Here is a 21,271-nt window from a genome sequence, read left to right on the forward strand (position 1 = left end):
CCGTGGAGTCACTCGCGGCGGAGGGTCACCATTCGGCGAACGAGCCGTCGGTGTGTCGCCACACGGGGCTGCGCCAGTCCGGCGCGCTTCCGTCGGCACGGCGTACCGCCTGCTCGTCGACCTCGATGCCCAGCCCCGGGCCGAGCGGGCGCCGAATGTGGCCCTCGTCGAACCGGAACACCTCCGGCCCGACGACGTAGTCCAGGACTTCGGCGCCCTTGTTGTAGTGGATGCCGATGCTCTGTTCCTGGATGAGGAAGTTCGGTGTGCTGAAGGCCACCTGCAGACTCGCGGCCAGCGAGATCGGCCCCAGGGGGCAGTGTGGCGCCAGCAGCACGTCGAACGTCTCCGCGAGCGACGCCAGTCGCCGTACCTCGGAGATGCCTCCCGCGTGCGACAGGTCGGGCTGCAGGACGGCGATGCCCGCCTGGAGCGCGGGCAGCGCCTCGGTGCGTGAGTAGATCCGCTCGCCGGTGGCGATCGGGACCGATGACGCGGAGACCACCTCGTCGAGCCGGTGCGCGTACTCGGGCAGGACGGGTTCCTCGACGAACAGCGGATGCAGCTGGGCGAGATGCGGCAGGATGCGGCGGGCGCTGGCGGCACTGAACCGGCCGTGGAAGTCGAGGGCGAAGTCACGTTCGGGACCCAGTGCCTCTCGGGCGGCGGTGGCCCGTTCGATGACGGCGGCGACGTCCGCGGCGGTGGCCATCCTGTTCATCCGCCCGGAGGCATTCATCTTGACGGCCGTGAAGCCCGCTTTCACCTGCGCCTTGACGGCATCGGCAATGTCGGCCGGCTCGTCACCACCGACCCAGCTGTAGGCACGGACGCGATCACGCACCGGCCCGCCCAGCAGCACATGTATCGGCGCCCCCAGCGCCTTGCCCGCGATGTCCCACAGCGCTTGGTCGAGGCCGGCGACGGCGCTGGAGAGCACCGGCCCGCCCCGGTAGAACGATCCCTTCGTCATCACCTGCCAGTGATCCTCTATTCGCATGGGGTCCCGGCCGATCAGGAACTCGGCGAGCTCGTGGACGGCCGTGCGGACCGTGGCGGCGCGGCCCTCCACGACGGGTTCGCCCCAGCCCACCACGCCCTCGTCGGTCTCCAGGCGGCAGAACAGCCAACGGGGCGGGACGGCGAACGTCTCAACGCGAGTGATCTTCAAGGGGCGGCTTCCAGGGCAGGTGGGCGTGGCTCGGGGTCGGCCGCGCTCGGACATGGCTCATGCGGAGTTCTTCAGCACGCTCCAGCCGCCGTCCACCACGAGCGAGGCACCGGTCACGAAGGAGGCGTCGTCACTGAGCAGGAAGGCGATGGCCGCGGCGACCTCCTCGGGCGCGCCGAGACGACCCGCGGCGGTCTCCCGCGCCGCGGCCCGGCGGTCCTCCTCGGCGATGCCTTCCCAGGCCCCGGTGAGAACCGGCCCGGGCAACACGCTGTTCACCCGGAACCGGCCGCCGTATTCGACGGCCAACTGCCGTGCCAGCCCGGTGAGTCCGGCCTTGGCCGCCGCGTAGGCGGGCCGCCCGGGCAGGCCCACCAGGGCGTGCACCGAGGAGACCAGCACCATGCTGCCGCCCGTCGCTTCCAGGTCGTCGAGGCAAGCACGCGCGCCGAGGAACGAGCCGGTGAGACTCACGCCCAGCTGCCGGTTCCATTCCTCCACGCTGGTCCGGTGGGCCGGGGCGATCCGAACGCTGTAGGCGTTGCTCACCAGGGCATGGACGGGCCCGAAGGCCGACCTGGCGGCTCGCACCGCCGTGGCCCAGGAATCTTCGTCGGAGACGTCGCAGTGCTGGAATCGCGCGCTGCCACCGGCTTCACGGATGGCGGTGACGACGTCCACGCCCGATTCCTCGTCGATGTCGGCGACGAGGACCCGGGCACCCTCGGCGGCCAGCCGGTGAGCGGTGGCGGCACCGATGCCGGACGCCGCGCCGGTGACGAACGCACAACGCCCGGCGAGGCGTTGGGCGGAAGGGGCGGGAGCGGGACACACGGGAGGACTCCTGCGGGGACCGGGGGCAATACCAGGCAAATTAAATATTAATTATTCCCCCTGTCAAGGGGTCAATTAACGAGCGACCACGTTTGGCACTTGCCATCTCGACACTCGAAGCGGCCCGGTGCATGCGCGCGATGCTGAAGCTATGGAGGTCCAGGTCCCGGCCATGGCGGACTGCCCGCACAGCGCTGTGGCGGCCGGGGCTACGACTCCCCGGCGGAGGTGGGGCAGCGGACCAGCAGTTCGCCGTAGGCCGTGCTCATGCCCGCCGGAAGGTATGCGACGCCCACCTGCGCTCAGGAAGCTACCGACAGGTGACTTGTCGGCTGCTTCACCGCTCGTCAACGGCACCCCGGCGCGGGTGCGACGGACCGCCCGCCGGGGTAGCGGGGACCGCTCCGGCATGAGGGACGGTGTGCGGGGGTCTGTGCCCGAAACCGGGCGCGGACAGATACTTCCGGAAGGTGAACGGATCGAGCCGGCACCTCGGCGGACCTGGGGACGCCGACGCATTCCGCCTGCCCTGCACGGCAGCCGGGTGGCAGCGCGCCGAAAGCCGTTCTCGGGCCGGGAAAACAGAGATGCCGCCGATTCCGCGCCCACTGGGCCCTGAACCGGCGCCCCGGCACATCCGATTCCCTTCGAAAACCCTCGGGAAACACGACAGGTGAACGGGACCGCGCCTATTCGGGCCGCGCATTCGCCCCGTGCCGTGACGCGGCGCCTCCCGAATTCACCGGCCGCGTTCACCTGCCACGAGAGACGCGCCACAACGAGCGAGGAAGGCCCCAAACAGCAGATTAAGGGCATGGACCCAAGAAAGCGCACATAGGGCCCCACCGCAGAGCAAGTACCGGTCTTTACTACGCTCTTGAAAGCCCGTCACTTGCTTCGTACAGTGTCATGGTCATCGCTGAGGCCCGGCGCATTCCCAGGCCGGACCCCGGGCTCACCGTGAAAGGAATCGCATGTCAACCTCTGTCGCGGAACCGACCACCGAACTCACCGATTCCGACTTCGACCTCGACATCCGCATAGAGCTGAGCGACCTGGAGGACGGTGACGGCTTCGCGCAGGCGAAGACGGTCTCCTTCCCCAACGGTCCTTACACGAGTGACTGCTCGGTCTGTATTCCCGCGACCACGGCAATCTTCTGTTCGTGATTGAGCCGTGACGGCAGGGGCGCGGGCCGTTCACCGGCTCCGCGCCCGCGCCTTTCACCATGTGGCGCACCACACTTCCGCCGGGCGGGTACGAGGCATGGAAAAGGCAGAAGCAGACGCGGAAAAACAGGCAGGGAGAATCCGGTCCATTGTCAGGGGACGACGTTTCTTTTCGCTTTGCCGGTCCCGGCATGCTGCGCATCCCGCTGCTGCCGTACTCCTGGGTCGAGCGGACCGTCACAGCGGCCGAGGGCCTCGACCCGCGTGACCGCGCGCAGGTCGAACGCTACGTTGCCACGCTGATCGCCGACGAACGGGTCCGGGAGGCGCTGCTGCTCTCCAGCCCGTCGCTGTACCGCGCCATCCGCACACTTCAGGCGGGTGAGCCGATGAAGCCGGCGGCGCTGCGCAAGCTCGCGCTGGGAACGACCCGGTACGTGCTGCGGGCCGCCGGCCGCCCCACCCCGTTCGGCCTGCTGGCCGGGGTGGCGCCCGTCGCCTTCGGGGACGCGTGCCGGGCACGCGTCGGCGAGCGGCACCGCGTCGCGGTGCGGCCGGACGGCGACTGGCTGGTAGGGCTGCTCTCCGCCTGGGAACGCGACCCGGCGCTGCTGCGCAAACTGCGGGTGATCACCAACGACCTGGGCTTCGCCCGCGGCGACCGGTGGGTTCTGCCGTTCACCCCCGTGACGGACGAGGGCCGCGCGGCGGCGGCCCGCACCAAAGAGGTCTCCGTGCGCCACACCGCCGCGGTACGGCTGGCTCTGGAGGCGGCCGAACAGCCGTGCACGGGCGGGGAGATCGCCGAGCGGCTGACCAGCGCGTTCCCCACGGTGGCGGCCGGCAAGGTGGACGGGCTGCTGGCGGACCTCGTCCGGCGCGGCTTCCTGCTGACCGAACTGCGCCCGCCCCTCGCCCGGGCCGACCCGCTGCGGTACGTGCGTGAGGTCCTGGCCTCGGTGGCGGACCGGGAGAAGGAGGACGCGGTCGCCCGCATCGCGAAGGTGCTGGCGGACTGTGCGGGCGCGCCGCTCGGCGCGGGAACGGGCCGCTGGGACACCGCGGAGCGGGCATTGTGGGACCTGCACCGGCACGACGGGACCCTCCAGACCGACCTGCGGATCGACGCCGAGGTGATCCTGCCCGAAGCGGTGGCGCGGGAGGCCGAGTCGGCCGCGACGGCGCTGTGGCGGGCATCCGCCAAGAACGAGCGAAAGCCCCATCTGGCGGACTATCACAGGGCGTTCGTGGAACGGTACGGCGTCGGCCACGCCGTACCGCTGCTGGAGGTTCTCGACCCGCACTCCGGGCTCGGCCCGCCGGCCGGCTACGAGAATCCGGGCGGCGAACGGCGCATGGCGCCCGCCGCCGCGGACGACCGTGGCCCGGCGCGCGACGCGGTGCTGACCGATCTGGTGCTGTCCGCCGCCGCGGGGAGCGGGGAGATCGTCCTGGGAGACGCCGTGCTGAACCGGCTGGCCGACGCCGCGCCCGACACCACGCCGACCCCGGCGGAGCTGTGCGCCCAGGTGACCGCCGTGTCCCAGGAGGCCCTGGCCCGGGGAGAGTTCCGGCTGATCCTGTCCCAGACCACCGGCTCGCCGACCCCGGGCGCCCTGTTCGGCCGCTTCGCCTATCTCTTCGACGACCCGGAGCCGGTGGCGGCACTGGCGCGGGACGCCATGGCGACGACGCTCCGGGAAGGGGCCACGCCGGTCAGCCTGGACTTCCAGGTGCTGCCCGGCGCCGCGAACGTCACGCGCGCGCTTGCCTGCTGGCCGGACCGGCTGACGGTCGGCTCGTTCCCCCACCCGTCGTCCGAGGGCCGTGTGCGAGGCGCGCGGGACGTCGCCCTGGCCGCCGACGAGGAGCGGCTGTTCTCCGTGGACGCGGCCACCGGGCGGGAACTCGTCGCGCATACCGCCACCGTGCTGTCCATGGGCTTCACCTCCGACGCCGTCCGCCTGCTGCGCGAGATCTCGTCGATGGGCCGTCCGACCTGGTCCGTGTGGGACTGGGGGACTATCGGCTCCGCCACCCGTCTGCCCCGGGTCCGCCACGGCCGCACGGTTCTGACTCCCGCGCGCTGGAAGATGACCGATCCGGCGCTGACCGACTCCTCGGCGTCCGACGAGGAGTGGGGCCGCGCCCTGGACGCGTGGCGGGCCCGCTGGGCCGTGCCCCGGCGCGTCAACGTGGGAACGGTCGATCTGCGGGTGGTACTCGACCTGTCGGCCCCGCTGCACCGGACGCTGTTGCGCCGCCAACTGGCCCGGGACCCGGGGACGGTGGCGTACGAGACGCTGGAGGACGCGGGGTACGCCGAGCACTGGCTGCGGGACGACGAGGGCGGCGCGTACCGCAGCGAGGTGCTCATCCCCGTCCTGCCCCGAGGCCGGGACGCCGGGACGGCCAGGGCGCCCGCCGGCATGGCGCGCCGCGGCCCGGCCCCCCGGCAGGGGAACCGTCACCGCCAGTGGTACTACGCCAAGCTGTACCTCGCCACGGCCGGGCAGAACGAGGTGCTGGTCTCGCATCTGCCCCGGCTGCTGGCGAACCTGCCGGACGGCGGCGGGCACTGGTTCTTCATCCGCTACATCGACCCCGAACCCCATCTGCGGCTGCGGTGCCCGGGAGATCCGCGAGCGCTGCTCTCCGACGTCGCACCCGCGGTGCAGGACTGGGCCGACGACCTGTACCGCCGGAGGCTGGCCGGCCGGCTGGTCGTCGACCGGTACGAGCCCGAGACCGTCCGTTACGGCGGGCCCGGGGCCATCGCCGCCGCGGAACGGTTCTTCCACCACGACAGCCGGACCGTCGTCGGGCAACTGGCGGCCCTGTCAGCGGGCACCGTGGCAACGCCGCCGCCGGTACTCGCGGCGGGACACTACGTCGACATCGCCCGGCAGGTCCACGGGCCGGACTGGCCCGCCTGGTTCCTCGCCATGCCGCGCGAGGAGGAGCACCACCGGTACTTCCGCGAACACCGCGACGAAGCACTCGGCCTGCTCGGCACCGCCCCGCTGCCCGGCACCAGCGCGTCCGGCCCGGCCGGCCTGGCCGAACGGGCCGCGGCGCTGCGGGACTTCCCCGCGGCCTCCCGGCGTTCGGTGCTGGCCGGAGTGCTGCACATGCACCACAACCGGCTGATCGGCGCCAACCGCACCTCGGAGGAGCGTTCCTTCGCGGTCGCCCGCGGCATGGCGCAAACCGAGCAGGCGCGCCGGGAGCACCTGCGGTGAGCGCCTGGAGCGACGAAGCCGTGGTGGCGGAGATCGCGGCACGGGCGAACGCGTGGACTCCGCCCGCCGGCCAGCCGCTCGGCCTCGCCGACGGCACCGTCGGCACGGCCCTGCTGCTCGCCGAACTCAGCAGGCACGATCCGGAGCTCCGCCGGGCCGCCCACGCCCGGCTGACCGACGCCGCGACAACCCTGCTCCCCGTGGCCGGCCGCCTCGGCCCCGGGCTCTACCAAGGAACGGCGGGGCTGGCCTTCGCGATCAGGGCGGCCGTCCGGAAGCCCGGCGACTACGCCACCATCCGCGAGCGGCTGGACACGTTCCTCCGCGAGCGGCTGGGCCGCCTCCTCGCCCTGGAGAAGGCCAGGATGAGCGAGGGTAAGGAACTGGTCCCGAGGGAACGCTTCGACGCGGTGACCGGCGTCACCGGAATCGCCCGCTATTTCCTGGACGACCCGGCCGGGCCGCAGGCCGTCCGCGACGCCCTGCGCTACCTGACCGCCCTCACCGAACCGAGAGTGCACGAGGGCCGCACGCTGCCCGGCTGGGCGGGCCCGCCATGGCCGGGCCAGGAAGCGGACGGCGACACGATCGACGTGGGCCTGGCCCACGGGATCGCGGGCCCGCTGGCCCTGCTCTCCCTGTGCTGGTCGCGGGGCATCCGGGTGCCCGGCCAGGACGCCGCCATCCGGCGCGCCGCCAAGTGGCTGCTGAGCTGGCGCCAGGACGACGAGGCGGGCCCGTACTGGCCCATGATGGTCTCGGCGGCGGACGAGGCCGCGGGCCGGCGCCCGCGCCACGAGCCGCACCGCCCGAGCTGGTGCTACGGCCCCCCGGGAATCGCGCGCGCCCTGCAACTGGCGGGCCTGGCACTGGGCGAGACGGAGTGGCCGCGGGTCGCGGTGGACGCCATGCACGCGGTCCGTCGCCGTCCGGAAGGCCGGGCCGGGCTCGACGACCCGGGTCTGTGCCATGGCCTCGCCGGGCAGGCCCACCTCACCCGCGTGATCGCCCATGACGCCCAGGACCCGATACTGGCGGAGCACGCGGCGAGTCTGACCGACCGCCTCCGCGCCCGCTTCGAGCCCGCGTCCGCGTTCGGCTACCCGACGCGCGGACGCCGACGGCTGCCACCGGCCATCTGGGACGCCCCCACCTTCCTCGAAGGTTCCGCGGGCGTGGCCCTCGTTCTCCACCGGCGCGGGCCGACGCCACCGCGCTGGGACGCGGCCCTGCTGGTCAACTGACCGGCAGCGGACCGCTTTTCCGGCGCGCCGGAACGCTCCACGACGTCCGCCTCCGCGCGACAGGGCGGCTTCCGACCGGCAACGCCGTCCGTGGCAACCGCCCCGTCGTCGCCCCGTCGTCGCCCCGTCGTCGCCCCGACCGCCCGCGCGCACCGCGCGGCCGTGCGCGTGGCGTTCCCCTCTGCGCCGCCGCCCTGCGCCGCGCCTCCCCCGGTGCGACCATGCCAAGCTCGGCACGCAAGGGGGTTCTCTATTCAGAAATTATGATTTAACTTGCGTCCATCGATGACGCCGGCTTGCCGGACAGGCCGACCCGGGCCCGGCGCCGAGGCAAGGAGACCGATGGTGTACAAGTTGAGGCTGGGCCCGCCCCCGGAGCCGCTCGTCGGCCATCTCAGGATGAGCGAGCCCGAAGGGCAGCCGGATCGGATCGTGGCCACCAGCACTCATCTGTTGCGTGGCGGGCGCCCCTGGTTTCCGGTCATGGGCGAGATGCACTTCACCCGTTACCCCCGAGCCGACTGGCGGGAGCAACTGCTCAGCATGCGGGCCGGGGGGGTCGGCGTCGTCGCGACCTACCTGTTCTGGCACCACCACGAGGAACGACAGGGTGAGTTCCGGTTCGAGGGCAACCGCGATGTCCGGGCGTTCGTCGAGTCGGCCGCCGCGTGCGGTCTGGACGCCGTGGTGCGGATCGGGCCCTGGGCGCACGGCGAAGCCCGCTACGGCGGCTTCCCGGAGTGGGTTCAGCACTCGGGCACCAGAACCCGCACCGACGACCCTGCCTACCTCGACCTCGTCCGGCCCTACTACACGCGGATCAGCGCCGAGCTCGACGGGCTCTACCACGCGCAGGGCGGGCCGATCGTCGCCGTCCAGATCGAGAACGAGCTGTACGACCAGCCCGAGCACCTGCGCACGCTCAAGCGAATGGCCCGGGAAGCCGGGATCACCCCGGCGCTGTGGACCGCGACGGCCTGGGGCGGCGCGGACCTGCCCGCCGACGAGTTCCTGCCGGTCTACGCGGGCTATCCCGAGGCGCCGTGGGACGACGCCCATCCGGGATGGGCCCGGCACAACAGGCGGCACTTCTTCTTCACCGCGCTGCGCGACGACCACACCGTGGGCGCGGACCTGCGCCGCCGGCCCAGCGCGGACAAGGGCCCGGCCCTCGACCGCTACCCGTACGCGACCTGCGAACTCGGCGGCGGCATCCAGGTGACGTACCACCGCCGCCCCCTCGTCCCGCCGGAGGACGTGGCCGCGCTGGCGCTCGCCAAGATCGGCTCCGGGTCGGCCTGGCAGGGCTACTACATGTACCAGGGCGGTTCACACGTCACCGACGCCGCGACCACCATGCAGGAGTCGACCGACACCGGCTACCCCAACGACCTGCCGGTCATCAGCTACGACTTCCAAGCCCCCCTCGGGGAGTACGGACAGGTCCGCCCCAGCTACGAGTTGCTCCGGCTGCAGCACCATCTGCTCGCGGCGGCGGGCGAACGACTGGCCCCGATGGGGCTCGTCGAACCCGCCGAGGGCCCCCGAGACCTCGACGACCGGGAGACGTTGCGCTGGGCCGCGCGCACCGACGGGATATCCGGGATGGTGTTCGTCAACACGCATCAGCCCGGCGGGGAGATACTGGCGGCGCACAGCGCCGTCCGGTTCCGTCTCGACGGGCCGGACGGACCGCTTGAGCTGCCCGTCGAGCCCGTCGACATCCCCTCCGGCGCCTACTTCGCGTGGCCGTTCCGCTGGCCGCTGCCCGGCGCGGCAACCCTGGAGTCGGCCACGGCCCAACTCGTCGCCGTCCTGGACGACCTGGTCGTGCTGACCCGCACCGCCGGCATCCCGGTCGAACTGGTCCTCACCGGTGTCGACCCGGCCTCGGTCGAGGGCCCGGGCGTCATCGTGGACGACCTCGGCGCCGACCGCACCCGGGTCCGGGTGCCGCACCCCGGCACGGACGCGCTCATCCGGCTGGACGGGCTGCGACTGCTGGTCCTCGATGAGCACACCGCCCGCCACACCACGGTCGGCGAGCTGTGGGGAACTCGTCGGCTGCTCGTCGGAGACGGCATCCACGTCGTGCCCGACGGACGACACCTGCACATCGAGAGCGGGCCCGCCGGCGGCACCCTGTTCGTCCATCCTGCACCGACCGGCACCGTCGCCCCGCGAGACCCGGTGACCTCGCGGCTCAGGCTGCGCGCCACTGGGGAAAGCGGGATCTTCGCACGGTTCGCGGTGGACGCACCCACGGCCGTGCCCGAGGCCGCGCTGGTCGAACTCGCCGCGGCCAAGGGGCCGGCACCGCAGCGTATCGGCGGTCCGCTGAAGCGCGCCGCCGCTCCCACCGACGACGACTACGCCCTCGCCGCCGCCCATCGCGTCGAGTTCGGCCATGAAGCCTTCACCGCGGCCCACCGACTGCTGCTGCGGCTCGACTGGGTCGGGGACGTCGCCCGCGCCGAGATCGGCGGCACTCCGGTAGCCGACCAGTACTGGAACGGTGCCCCCTGGGAGATTGACCTCACCCGGCACCGAGCGGCCCTGGAGGACGGTGCGGAGTTGGTCCTGCGGCTGCTCCCGTTCGATCCCGCCGCGAAGATCCACGTGCCCGACCACCTACGCCCGGACGAGGTCACCCTGAGACTGCGGGAAGCCCGGCTGGTCCCTGTCTACCGTGCGGCTGTCGGGATCGGTGCGCCGTGAGCAGGCTGAGCCGACGTCGCTTCCTCGCCGTGATGGGCGGGATGGGGGCGCTGGCCACCGGGTGTGCGACCGCGTCCCCCGCCCAACCGGTGACGGACGGCCCGGTCGGTCTCAAGCTGTGGACCCACGACCCGAGTTACACCGCGACATTCCAGGCCGCCCTGAGCGACCGGAGCATCATGCGCGGGTCGGCGTACACGCCCTCCCTTGAGGTGACCGCCGCCTCCGGCTCCGACCTGCTGACGCGCACCATCACACAGTTCATGGCCGACGGCTCCCCGCCCGACCTGCTGGGCATCATCATCTCCGAGTTCCCCCGGGTGATGAAGGGAGAACTCGCCGAGTCCCTGTTCCTGGACCTTTCGGAGATCGCCGAGCCGTTCGGCGACGACCTGCTGCGCCGTGCGCCCTACAGTCTGAACGGACGTCTGTACGGCCTGGACTCCGATACGTCGATCTCGGTCCTCTACTACCGACCCGACGAGTTCGCCAGGGCCGGGCTTCCGACGGACGCGGCCACCTGGGACGAGATGCTCGACATCGGAGGCCGGCTCAACCAGGCCACCGGCAAGTCGATCAGCATCGTCTCGAACGGCGACAACACCTCGCTGTACAACACCTACCTCCAGTTGCTCGTGCAGCGTGGCGGCAGCCCGTTCGATGCCGAAGGCAACCTCACCATCGACACCGACGAGTCCGTCGAGGCGCTGGACCTTATCCAACGCGGCGTCGCCAACGGCTCGTTCCTGGTCGTCGGGGACCCCTACGGCGCCGCGGCGGGAGCTGCCATCAAATCCGGCCTGCTCGTCGCGCTGACCATGCCGTCGTGGTACCGGGTCTACGGCCTTGAGGCCAACGCCCCCGAACAGGCCGGGCAATGGCGGCTTCGGACGTTGCCGCGCTTCAGCGGCGGCGGCCACATCGCGTCCGCCCTCGGCGGCACGGGGTTCGCCGTGTCCGCGGTCAACCCGGGACGCGAGGCCGCGCTGGACTTCCTGCGCAGGGTCTACCTCACCCCCGAGGGCCAACTGCTCCGCTTCCGGACCGGCGGGTTCCTGCCCACCCTGCGTTCGCTCTACACCGCGCCCGACTTCACGTCCCACCGCGACGAGTTCCTCGGCGGCCAGCAGTCCTTTCTGGAGTACAGCCGAGCGGCCGAGGACCTGCCCGAGTTCTTCCTGTCGGAGAACAACGAAGCGCTCGTGGTGGCGCTCGGCGCCCCGATGCTCGGCCTCTACGACGGCGACCTGACCCCCGCCCAAGTCATCCGAAGGGCCACGGATTCCTACCGCCGACAGGTGAGGTCCTGATGACCGTGACCGACACCCCCGACACCAGAGTTGCCCCGGCAGCGGTCCAACCCGCCGCCGGACGACGCGCCTCACGCGCACAGACGTGGGCGCCCTACCTGTTCATCTCCCCGTTCTACGTCCTGTTCCTGCTGTTCATGGTTGTCCCGATCTCGATCGGTGCCTTCCTGAGCATGACCAGCTGGACGGGCGTCGGCACTCCGGAATGGGTGGGGCTCGACAACTACGCCCGGCTGTTCGACGACCCGAGCTTCTACACCGCCGTGTTCAACACGAGCGTGTTCACCATCGGCACGATGTGCGTCGTCCTGCCTCTGTCACTGATGATCGCTTCCGCGCTCAACGCCCGCGGGCTCAAGCTCCGGGACTTCTTCCGCACCATCTTCTTCCTGCCGGTGGTGGTGTCCCCGATCGTCGTGGCGCTGGTCTTCGGCCTGTTCTTCGACCAGCAGTTCGGCCTCGTCAACGGCCTCACCCAATCCGTCCTCGGCAGCTCCGGCATCGAATGGCTGACCTCACCGTTCTGGGCGAAGGTCGTGGTGATCATCCTGGTGTTGTGGCGCTGGACCGGCTACCTGACCATGTTCTTCCTCGCCGGCCTGCAGAACGTGTCCCACGAGCTGCACGAGGCCGCCCAGATCGACGGGGCGGGCCCGATCCGCGGTTTCTGGAGCGTCACCCTCCCGCAGTTGCGCCCGGTGACCGCGTTCATCGGCGTCACCGTTCTGGTGTCCACGGCGCAGATCTTCGAGGAGCCCTTCCTGCTGACCCAGGGCGGGCCGGGCGAAGCCACCATGTCGGTGGCCCAGTTCATCTACCGCGCCGCCTTCCAGCGTCAGGAACTCGGCTACGCCTCGGCCGCCGGCGTGGTCATGTTCGTCGCGGTCTTCCTCCTCGGGCGGATCGCGATCCGAGTGTTCGGAGCGGGTGACAACCGATGACCACAACCACCACCCCGCCCACCACGCCGACGCCTGCCCGGCGAGGAGCCCGCCGTTCGCGCCCGGCCCGCCCCGGTCGCGTCGCGCTCTACACCGGACTCGTCCTCGCGTCGGCATTCTGGCTGTTCCCCCTGGTGTGGGCCCTCTTCTCCTCCTTCAAGCGACGCAGCGACATCTTCGCCCACCCACCGAGCCTGCTCCCGCCGGACCCGACCCTCGACAACTACACGTCGCTGTTCGACGGGCACCCGTTCTGGCAGTGGTTCCTGATCTCCACGCTCATCGCGCTCGCCTCGACGACCATCACCGTGGTGGTGTGCTCGATGGCCGGGTACGGCTTCGCCAAGTACCGGTTCCGATTCCAGAACGTGCTGTTCAACGTCATGTTCAGCTCACTCGCGATCCCCTTCGCGGTCATCGTGGTGCCGCTGTTCGTGTTCCTGGTGCGGACCGGCACCGCGGACCCGTGGTTCGCGCTCGTCGTGCCCTGGGTGGCGCCCGCCTTCGGGATCTTCATGATGCGCCAGTTCGTGGCACAGTCCGTCCCCGACGAAATCCTCGACGCCGGCCGGATCGACGGGGTCGGCGAGGCCGGCCTCTTCTGGCGGCTCGTCATGCCCCTCATACGCCCCGCGATCGCCGCACTCGCGGTGTGGAGCTTCCTGAATTCCTACAACAACTTCCTGTGGCCACTCATCGTCATAGGCGACCCGGACTCCTACACCCTGCCCCTGGGGCTCCAGGCGATCTTCGGCGCCGAGGGCCGCCAGTACGACATCGTTCTCGCCGGATCGATGCTGGCCGCGATCCCCTCGATCCTGGTCTTCGTCGCCCTGCGCAAACAGCTCATCGACGGCCTCAGCGCCGGCGCGCTCAAAGGCTGACGCCCCCCTCGAACGACGAACGCGCACCCACCGCGGAGAAACAGAGATGTCCTACACACCCGTACCGCTCCCGCGACACCTGCCCGACCGCCTCACCATCAGCCTGTGGGACTTCAGCTGGTACACGCGCACCGGCCCTGACGAGCCCTTCGAGAACCTCGACCGCGCCTTCACCGAGGCCGTCGAGCGCGGCTACAACACCATCCGGATCTGCGCCATGCCCTACCTGATCTTCGGCTCAGGGCTGTCGGGAGAGATGGAGTTCGGCCCACTCGGCGGCGAGTACGGCCAGGGCACCCGCTGGTACGACGTACGCCACCGCGTCCGGCTCGCCCCCAGGGCCCATCTGCTCGAACTGCTGCGCGCCGCCCGGCGCCACGGGGTCGTGGTGATCCTCTCCAGCTGGGAGTACCAGCAGAGCAGTTCCTTCGCCGGTGACCGACGATGGTTCGACGCGCTCATGGCCGTCGATCCGGAGGACCGCCCCACCCGGCTGGCCGACGCCCTCGCCGACGCCTACGAACTCGCGGAAGCCGAAGGGCTCGCCGAGGTGATCGCGTTCGTCGAACTGCACAACGAGGTCCAGGGCGGATACCTCACCGAAGGCCTGCCAGGACGCGAACCGGCCGTCGTGGAGCTGCGGGAGCGCCTCGAACGCGGCCTGGCCCGCTTCCACGAACGCCAACCCGACGTCCCCGTCACGGTCAACTACGCCCGCGTACCGTTGGACGCGTTCCGCGGCATACCCGAGAACATCGACGTCGGCGTCTTCCACCCCTACGTCTACGGAGTTCTCGACGAACTCGTGATCGGCTACGGCCTGCGCTCGACCGACGGCGGATTCGACGAGGAACGCGCCCGTGCCGACCTCATGCGCCCCGGCGCCCCGACGTTCGACCAGTGGCGTCCGCCCGCCGGCGAGGAATGGCGGCTGAAGGCCACGATCGTCGGCAAGCCCGAGATCTACGTGCACGACTGGTGCGACGCCGAGGCCTGGGACCGGTTCCTGTACGAACGCTACGGCGAACACCGCAGGTCCATGCTGCGCACCCTGGACACCTGGATCTCCGCGGCTGCCGATCAGTGCGCCGGACGCGGGATTCCCCTGGTCTTCGGCGAAGGGTGGATCGGCTACACCCCGCTGAGCGGCAACTTCGAGGAAGGGCCCGTCGGTGCGGAGGTCTGCCGGGAGGCCGTCCGCCTCAGCGCGCGGGCCGGGGCATGGGGCACGATCGTGTGCTCCAACGCCGCTCCACACCATCCGATGTGGAACGACATCGCACTCCAGCGCGAGTGCAACGGCACGTTCTCCGGGACAGAGGCGTCGCCAGAACGATCGTGAACTCACGTCGACGCCGAACGGCGGAAGGGCGAACCCCGGTTCGCCCTTCCCACGTCAACGCGGCTCAGCGCCCGACTTCACGACCTGCAGCGGCAGCAGTTTCTTGCCCGTGGGACCGATCTGGATCTTGGTGTCCAGCTGCGGACAAAAGCCGATACGTCCACAACTGCTCTCCATTCACATAACCTGCGCCCATGCGGCGAAGCAGGAACAATCGCAGGACAGCCGAGCACAAGCAGCAGTACACCGTGGCAGCGGAATGGTCGGCCGCCGACCTGGCCCTCCTCGAAGAACTCAAGCGAGCCGAGGACCTTCTTCCGGCAAACGCGCCCCGCGCCCTCCTTTCGGTGCGGCTCTCGATCCTCACCGAGGACACCACATCCCCGGTCCGACAGGAACTCGACCTTCGCTTCCTCGCGCGAGAGCGCGGCTACCGAGTCGTCGGCGTTGCCAGCGATCTCAATGTCTCCGCCACCAAGGTCCCGCCGTGGAAGCGGAAGCAGCTCGGCGACTGGCTCAACAACCGGGCACCCGAGTTCGACATTCTACTGTTCTGGAAGCTGGACCGGTTCGTACGCCGTCTCTCCGACCTATCGACCATGATCGACTGGTGCCTCAAGTACCAGAAGAACCTGGTCTCCAAGCACGATTCCATTGACCTGACCACCACCATCGGGAAAATCATCGTCACCCTCGTCGGCGGCATGGCTGAGATCGAGGCCGCCAACACCAGCACCCGGGTGACGAGCCTCTGGGACTATGCCAAGACCCAGGCCGATTGGCTCGTCGGAAAACCCGCCTACGGCTACGAGACTTTCGAAGACGAGGACGGCAGGGTCCGCCTCCGCATCGACCGGACCGCGCACCGCGCCCTCCACTGGTGCCGACGCGCCGCCCTGCGAGGCATCTCCGCCCGCCGTATGACGATCGTACTCAAGCGCGCCGGCCTGGTCGGAGACGGACTCACCACCTCCACCCTGCTGCGCCGCCTCCGCAACCCCGCTCTCATGGGCTACCGGGTGGAAGAGGACAGGAAGGCCGGCATCCGCCGCTCGAAGCTGCTCCTCGGCCAGGACGGCAAGCCCATCCGGGTTGCTGATCCTGTGTTCACCGAGGAAGAGTTCAACGACCTCCAAGCCGCTCTCGACCGCCGCTCGAAGAACCAGCCCACACGCACGCCCGACGGCGCCACATCCTTTCTCGGCGTTCTGGTCTGCGTCGACTGCGGTACGAACATGACCGTCCACAAGACCACGACCAAGGGAAAGGAGTACTCGTACCTGCGCTGCCGCCAGTGTCCCAGCGGTGGCCGCGGCGCGCCCAACCCCGAAGCGATCTACCAACGGCTGATCGACGACGTACTCACCGTCCTCGGCGACGAGCCCGTCCAGACCCGCGAGTATGTGAAGGGCGATGAGGCCAGAAAACAACTGAAGCGGCTGGAAAGCTCAATCTCCTACTACATGCGGGAACTCGAACCCGGTGGCCGCTTCCAAAAAACGCGTTTCACCCGTGAACAGGCGGAGGCCACCCTGGACAAGCTCATCGCCGAACTGGAGCAGATCGACCCAGCCTCGGCGGAAGATCGATGGGTGAAGGTCGCCAACGGCAAGACCTTCCGCCAGCACTGGGAAGAGGGCGGCATGCAGGCGATGGCAGAAGACCTCCTTCGCGTCGGCATCAAGTGCGAGGTCGCCCGCACCAAGATCCCCAGGATGCGGGCCCCTAAGATCCACATGAAGTTGTCGATCCCCAAGGACGTGAGAGACCGACTCCTGATCAAGGAAGACGATTTCGCCGACCGTTTCTGAGGTGGTGAGCTGCCGGTGCGGGGAGAGTCACCTGCCCCAGCCACCAAGGCGGTTCCCGCTCCGACAGAACACGTTCGTCGACAGCGAATCGGGGAGCCCGGCCAAGGAGTAGCCTGCCTCAACCAGGCACTTCTCCTGGCCGCCCTCGGCTGACTTCCAGAGCTCCAGGACGATACAGCTCCTCGCTACCGTCATGGTCGACCAGAAAAATCTCGCTCTCAATCACCGAAGCCGGCCAGCGGTCTGGTAGCGATGCCACGGTCGGCAGCTCGTTTACCGCGGAACCAGTCGCGCGGGTAGGGGAATCTCCGGAGCTGGCATCATCGCGCGCGTTTCCACCCCTTCGCTCTCTCCCCCCACAGCCCGCCGCGCCGTCTCGCTTCATTTCCCTCCTCCTTGGTCGGCGAACCTCACCTCAACGACCGCCCCAACACCGACCTCGGCGACGAGCCAACGGGCTACCGCACGGCCGACATGAGAAGTGGATGAGCAGTCGATAGCGCCCACCTCACGGCAAGTACCCGGCAACCGCAGGTCTGTGGCAACACCTGCGACTCGGAATCCCCAACCCTCTGAACAGGAGAGCAGGCCGGAGATCGGTTGGGGCATGGTAAAGACTCCTTCTCTGGTCGGCACGGTAAGGAAAGATGACCCGCCGGACGGCGGATTCTCGGCGGTATCGGTGCCACCTGGAGGGCCTGCTCGCGATGTCGAACGCGAAGCCTCGTGTTCGACACATGCGGAGGTTCGGCACATGCGGAGGTTCGGCGTTGGCGGCTTCCGCTCGGAATGAGCGGTCGCCTCGGAATCGACACCGCGAATTTTCTCCACTTCGTCACATAGCAGCGACGCGCTCCGAGACAGCCGCCCATCTACACACGTTAATGACAGTATCCACTGACAGTCGGCTTGCAGCAATTAACAACGGCCGCGATTCACCAGAACCGCCTACAGTCGCCCGCAACCCTGTACACCGTTGTTTATACAGACAGGGGGAACGGCAGGGCACCGAAGTCGAGGTTCTGCCGAGACGAAGGCCGACGCCGAGCACGAGCGAATATCGGATGCGTCGGTGTGCGGAGTCACGGCTGAGGTCGACGAGCCGGGACTCCGCACTGCCGGGCAACCCCGATCCGTAACGATCTGAGGTTGTACGGCAGCCGATCGGACGGACTGGACTGATGAGCGCCCCAGAAAAGTGACAACGCTGCTGCGGTCCAGACAAATGACGTACAGCGAGAGCAGCCGAACTCGGCGCTTCGCACCGGGGAGGTGCAACGAGGCCGACACCGAGGGGCGGGCCTACGCCGTGCGCGAGTCACATCGTTCCCGGGGCGTCAACAGAGCGTGGGCCCCCGCGGATGTGGGGGCAGCGTATTGGCACGAGTCTCTCCGATACCCAGAATCGGGTACGTCATGGCCCCGATGCATCTGAATGCCGGATGCCCGCCAGCACGGTGGAGCCTGTGGTGAGGAAGCTGGTTCGCAGTCAGCCCGCGGGCGGCCGGCCTGGTGAGGGGACAAACCCGTTGACCTCGACGCGCCACGCCTTCCTGCGGGCGTAGGCGTTGCCGTTGATCCGCTGCGAGTCTGCGATGTCGCGGATGAGGTCGGCGCAGATGAAGCGCCCGGTGTCGGAACGCAGAGGCGCAGGCCGAGATGGATCAGACCGGTGGGGTCGTGGGTGCAGTCCACGAACGACTTCTCATCCGGCCAGGCAGCGGGCTGTTCGCCGCGCAGGGCGCCGAAAGGTGTGGGGCGCTGCTGGGTAGGTGTCAATGCTCAGGTGCGCGGTGCCGTGGTGGTCGGCGATCTCAAGGTGGACCAGACCGTCCTTCTCCCGGACGGCCGGGTGGCCGCCGCCGAGGTCGTAAGTAACGGCGGGCCGCACGGTGCCGTCCGTCTTGCCGAGAACGATCTCGGTCGCGCAAAGGCGGAGCACAGCCTCGTCGACCGTACGGCGAGAAGGCGGTTACCGTCCGCATCTCGCAAGGCCCACATCACAGAGGGCGAAGTGGTCCTCTGGTACCGCGCCAGAATCGTAGATTCACCCGACGCCGACACCCACAGGCTTCGCCGAGGCCCCTGAGTCGACGCCACTCCGAGCGGAGAACCGCCTGCTTGCCGTCCCTTCGCCAGCGGTCGAGGCAGTGCCCGCCATCCTACGAAGCCACAAGGAGATCCACCGTTCCTCGCTACATCGGCGGGAGCTTCTGACGCGCGCGACCAGAAGTCAGCCCGACCAACTCGGCACCGGCCGTCTAAGCTAGTCAGGGCCGCTGAAAGTCACGGCCATGGAGAGCTACATTCTCGCGCCGCTCAAGCGTTTGACCAGCACTGATGCACTACCAACGAGTTGCTGCACAACCCAGCTACAGAAACAGCCGCCCGGCGGCTCCGACCTGGGCCTTTACCCTCGGGTCCTCATCACCCCAGGTGGGTTCGCAACGCCGGTGTCTTCTGCGTCATGCGTTCAATCTGACGTCCTCATCACCCCAGGTGGGTTCGCAACCGGCTCTCGCTCTCCCACGTCGGGGCGGGGTCGGTGGTCCTCATCACCCCAGGTGGGTTCGCAACCGGGACACGGTGCCCTTGTTCAGCCCGGTCCGGTCCAGTCCTCATCACCCCAGGTGGGTTCGCAACCGTACTCGCACGAGACGCTCGGCCGCACGCCGGACTGGGAGTCCTCATCACCCCAGGTGGGTTCGCAACCTGGTGGCCTCGATCCGGATGCCGGTGAGGACGGGCAGGTCCTCATCACCCCAGGTGGGTTCGCAACATGACCGTCAGAAGCGTGTCCAGGCAGCCCAGCAGCCGCGTCCTCATCACCCCAGGTGGGTTCGCAACGCGTGTGTGCGGAGGATGTCGTGCGGGACACGGCGGTCCCTGTCCTCATCACCCCAGGTGGGTTCGCAACATGCGCACCGGCACCAACTGCTCACCGGGCCAGGCCGTCCTCATCACCCCAGGTGGGTTCGCAACAGCTCGTCTTCGTCCTGGTCGCAATCATGGTCCGAGTCCTCATCACCCCAGGTGGGTTCGCAACGCCGGGTTCGGGGGGCACCGAAGCCCTCGTGCCCCGTCCTCATCACCCCAGGTGGGTTCGCAACGCAGGTACCGTGCCTCGATCAGGACCTCCGGCAGGGCCAGTCCTCATCACCCCAGGTGGGTTCGCAACACCTGCCCCGGCCGCAACAGGCTCTCATTGCTGGTCCTCATCACCCCAGGTGGGTTCGCAACGATTGAGGGTTGACGCTGAGTCACGAGTGGCGGGTCCTCATCACCCCAGGTGGGTTCGCAACCCCAGGTGGGTTCGCAACTCGGACGGGCGGTAGCCCCCGGCCGCGACAACCGCGGGGTCCTCATCACCCCAGGTGGGTTCGCAACGTCTCCCTGGAGTAGGGCAGCAGCCGCGCACGGGCCAGGTCCTCATCACCCCAGGTGGGTTCGCAACTGATCGTGTGCAGGACGGCGCGGTGCTGCTTCGGCGGTCCTCATCACCCCAGGTGGGTTCGCAACTCGCGCGCGGTGGCGCGGACTCGACCGTGCTGGCGCAGGTCCTCATCACCCCAGGTGGGTTCGCAACAGCAGCAGGGCCCGATCATCAGCTACGGCGACGAATAGTGGTCCTCATCACCCCAGGTGGGTTCGCAACTTCCTGCTCAACCGGGGGACGCTCTACCTGATCGGCAGGTCCTCATCACCCCAGGTGGGTTCGCAACGCCTGCCCGGCGCCCGGACCGTGTGGGGCCGGGGACCAGGGTCCTCATCACCCCAGGTGGGTTCGCAACTGCTGCGGCGCGTCGTGCGGCGCGGTTCGCGCGCGGGTCCTCATCACCCCAGGTGGGTTCGCAACCCGTGTCGGCCGCCGCGGTCTTCCCAGGTATCGCCAGGTCCTCATCACCCCAGGTGGGTTCGCAACCCCCGGCGGCACGACACCCACCAGGCACGCGCCGCCGCCGTCCTCATCACCTCAGGTGGGTTCGCAACTCTGAAGGGCTACGGAGGGGTAGGCCCTACGGGAGGTCGTCCTCATCACCCCAGGTGGGTTCGCAACCGCTCCAGCGCCTCGGGGTAGGTGAGCTCCCACAGGGGTCCTCATCACCCCAGGTGGGTTCGCAACACGATCCCGTCCGTCCGTCCGTCCGTTCCGCGCGCCTGGTCCTCATCACCCCAGGTGGGTTCGCAACGTCTCCTCCTGGGCGAGCACCCTGGCCCGGCTCGCGGTCCTCATCACCCCAGGTGGGTTCGCAACATGCTCTGGGATGCCGACTTCTTCTTCCGCCCGCCCGTCCTCATCACCCCAGGTGGGTTCGCAACTGAGGACGGCCAGCGGGCCGAGACCCACCGGTACTTCTTGACCGTGTCCTCATCACCCCAGGCGGGTTCGCAACTCGACAACGCGAACCTGCAAATTACCAGGGGCTACCATGTCCTCATCACCCCAGGTGGGTTCGCAACGCGCGCTCCCGGAGCCCCTGTCGACGGTCAAACAATTCCCCACGATCTGCATGATCGGCGTCAGCCAATTCCCCACCTCTGTGGTCACGACTCCCCACGGGGACGCTGACCGTCGATGCTGCCGCTGAACATGCTCGAAGTAGC

At 69.2% G+C, this 21,271-nt stretch carries 12 protein-coding genes and 1 CRISPR repeat array; of the genes, 9 read left to right on the top strand and 3 right to left on the bottom strand.

Annotated features, from left to right (window positions below):
- Positions 1–25 precede the first annotated feature (25 nt).
- Positions 26–1,171 (bottom strand): galactonate dehydratase, encoded by a 1,146-nt coding sequence (dgoD, locus tag RM779_RS31755; protein WP_311621253.1) that lies wholly within the window; start codon positions 1,169–1,171, stop codon positions 26–28.
- Between the two features lie 57 nt (positions 1,172–1,228).
- Entirely contained in the window at positions 1,229–2,005 is a 777-nt protein-coding gene (locus tag RM779_RS31760) for an SDR family NAD(P)-dependent oxidoreductase (RefSeq protein WP_311621254.1), read from the bottom strand.
- Between the two features lie 974 nt (positions 2,006–2,979).
- On the opposite strand from RM779_RS31760, the gene RM779_RS31765 reads away from it, so the two are divergent.
- From RM779_RS31765 to RM779_RS31805, 9 genes are all read left to right on the top strand, one after another.
- Positions 2,980–3,174: a hypothetical protein gene (locus RM779_RS31765; RefSeq protein ID WP_077061394.1), complete on the top strand. Its 195-nt coding sequence runs from the start codon at positions 2,980–2,982 to the stop codon at positions 3,172–3,174.
- Positions 3,175–3,365: 191 nt separating this feature from the next.
- The gene (locus RM779_RS31770; RefSeq protein ID WP_311621255.1) at positions 3,366–6,416 is read left to right on the top strand and encodes a lantibiotic dehydratase; all 3,051 of its coding nucleotides are present in this window, start codon (positions 3,366–3,368) and stop codon (positions 6,414–6,416) included.
- A complete protein-coding gene (locus RM779_RS31775) occupies positions 6,413–7,660 on the top strand; it encodes a lanthionine synthetase C family protein (protein ID WP_311621256.1) in 1,248 nt (415 codons plus the stop codon). Before RM779_RS31770 ends, RM779_RS31775 begins: the two co-directional genes overlap by 4 nt.
- A gap of 342 nt (positions 7,661–8,002) precedes the next feature.
- Entirely contained in the window at positions 8,003–10,378 is a 2,376-nt protein-coding gene (locus tag RM779_RS31780; RefSeq protein WP_311621257.1) for a beta-galactosidase, read from the top strand.
- Positions 10,375–11,688 (top strand): ABC transporter substrate-binding protein, encoded by a 1,314-nt coding sequence (locus RM779_RS31785; RefSeq protein WP_311621258.1) that lies wholly within the window; start codon positions 10,375–10,377, stop codon positions 11,686–11,688. The genes RM779_RS31780 and RM779_RS31785 overlap by 4 nt, the downstream gene beginning before the upstream one ends.
- Positions 11,688–12,629, top strand: a complete 942-nt coding sequence (locus tag RM779_RS31790) for a carbohydrate ABC transporter permease (RefSeq protein ID WP_311621259.1) — start codon at positions 11,688–11,690, stop codon at positions 12,627–12,629. Before RM779_RS31785 ends, RM779_RS31790 begins: the two co-directional genes overlap by 1 nt.
- A complete protein-coding gene (locus RM779_RS31795; RefSeq protein ID WP_311621260.1) occupies positions 12,626–13,513 on the top strand; it encodes a carbohydrate ABC transporter permease in 888 nt (295 codons plus the stop codon). The genes RM779_RS31790 and RM779_RS31795 overlap by 4 nt, the downstream gene beginning before the upstream one ends.
- Before the next feature lie 46 nt (positions 13,514–13,559).
- The gene (locus tag RM779_RS31800; protein WP_311621261.1) at positions 13,560–14,855 is read left to right on the top strand and encodes a cellulase-like family protein; all 1,296 of its coding nucleotides are present in this window, start codon (positions 13,560–13,562) and stop codon (positions 14,853–14,855) included.
- Positions 14,856–15,049: 194 nt separating this feature from the next.
- Complete coding sequence (locus RM779_RS31805; protein ID WP_311621262.1) at positions 15,050–16,666, top strand: recombinase family protein; 1,617 nt, start codon at positions 15,050–15,052, stop codon at positions 16,664–16,666.
- A 1,705-nt stretch (positions 16,667–18,371) separates the two neighbouring features.
- On the opposite strand, the gene RM779_RS31810 is transcribed toward RM779_RS31805, so the two are convergent.
- Complete coding sequence (locus tag RM779_RS31810; protein WP_311621263.1) at positions 18,372–18,608, bottom strand: hypothetical protein; 237 nt, start codon at positions 18,606–18,608, stop codon at positions 18,372–18,374.
- A gap of 478 nt (positions 18,609–19,086) precedes the next feature.
- Positions 19,087–21,127: direct repeats of the CRISPR family, unit length 29 nt; unit sequence GTCCTCATCACCCCAGGTGGGTTCGCAAC.
- The last annotated feature ends 144 nt before the right edge of the window (positions 21,128–21,271 follow it).

The sequence above is a fragment of the Streptomyces johnsoniae genome (assembly GCF_031845565.1).
GTDB lineage: Bacteria > Actinomycetota > Actinomycetes > Streptomycetales > Streptomycetaceae > Streptomyces > Streptomyces johnsoniae.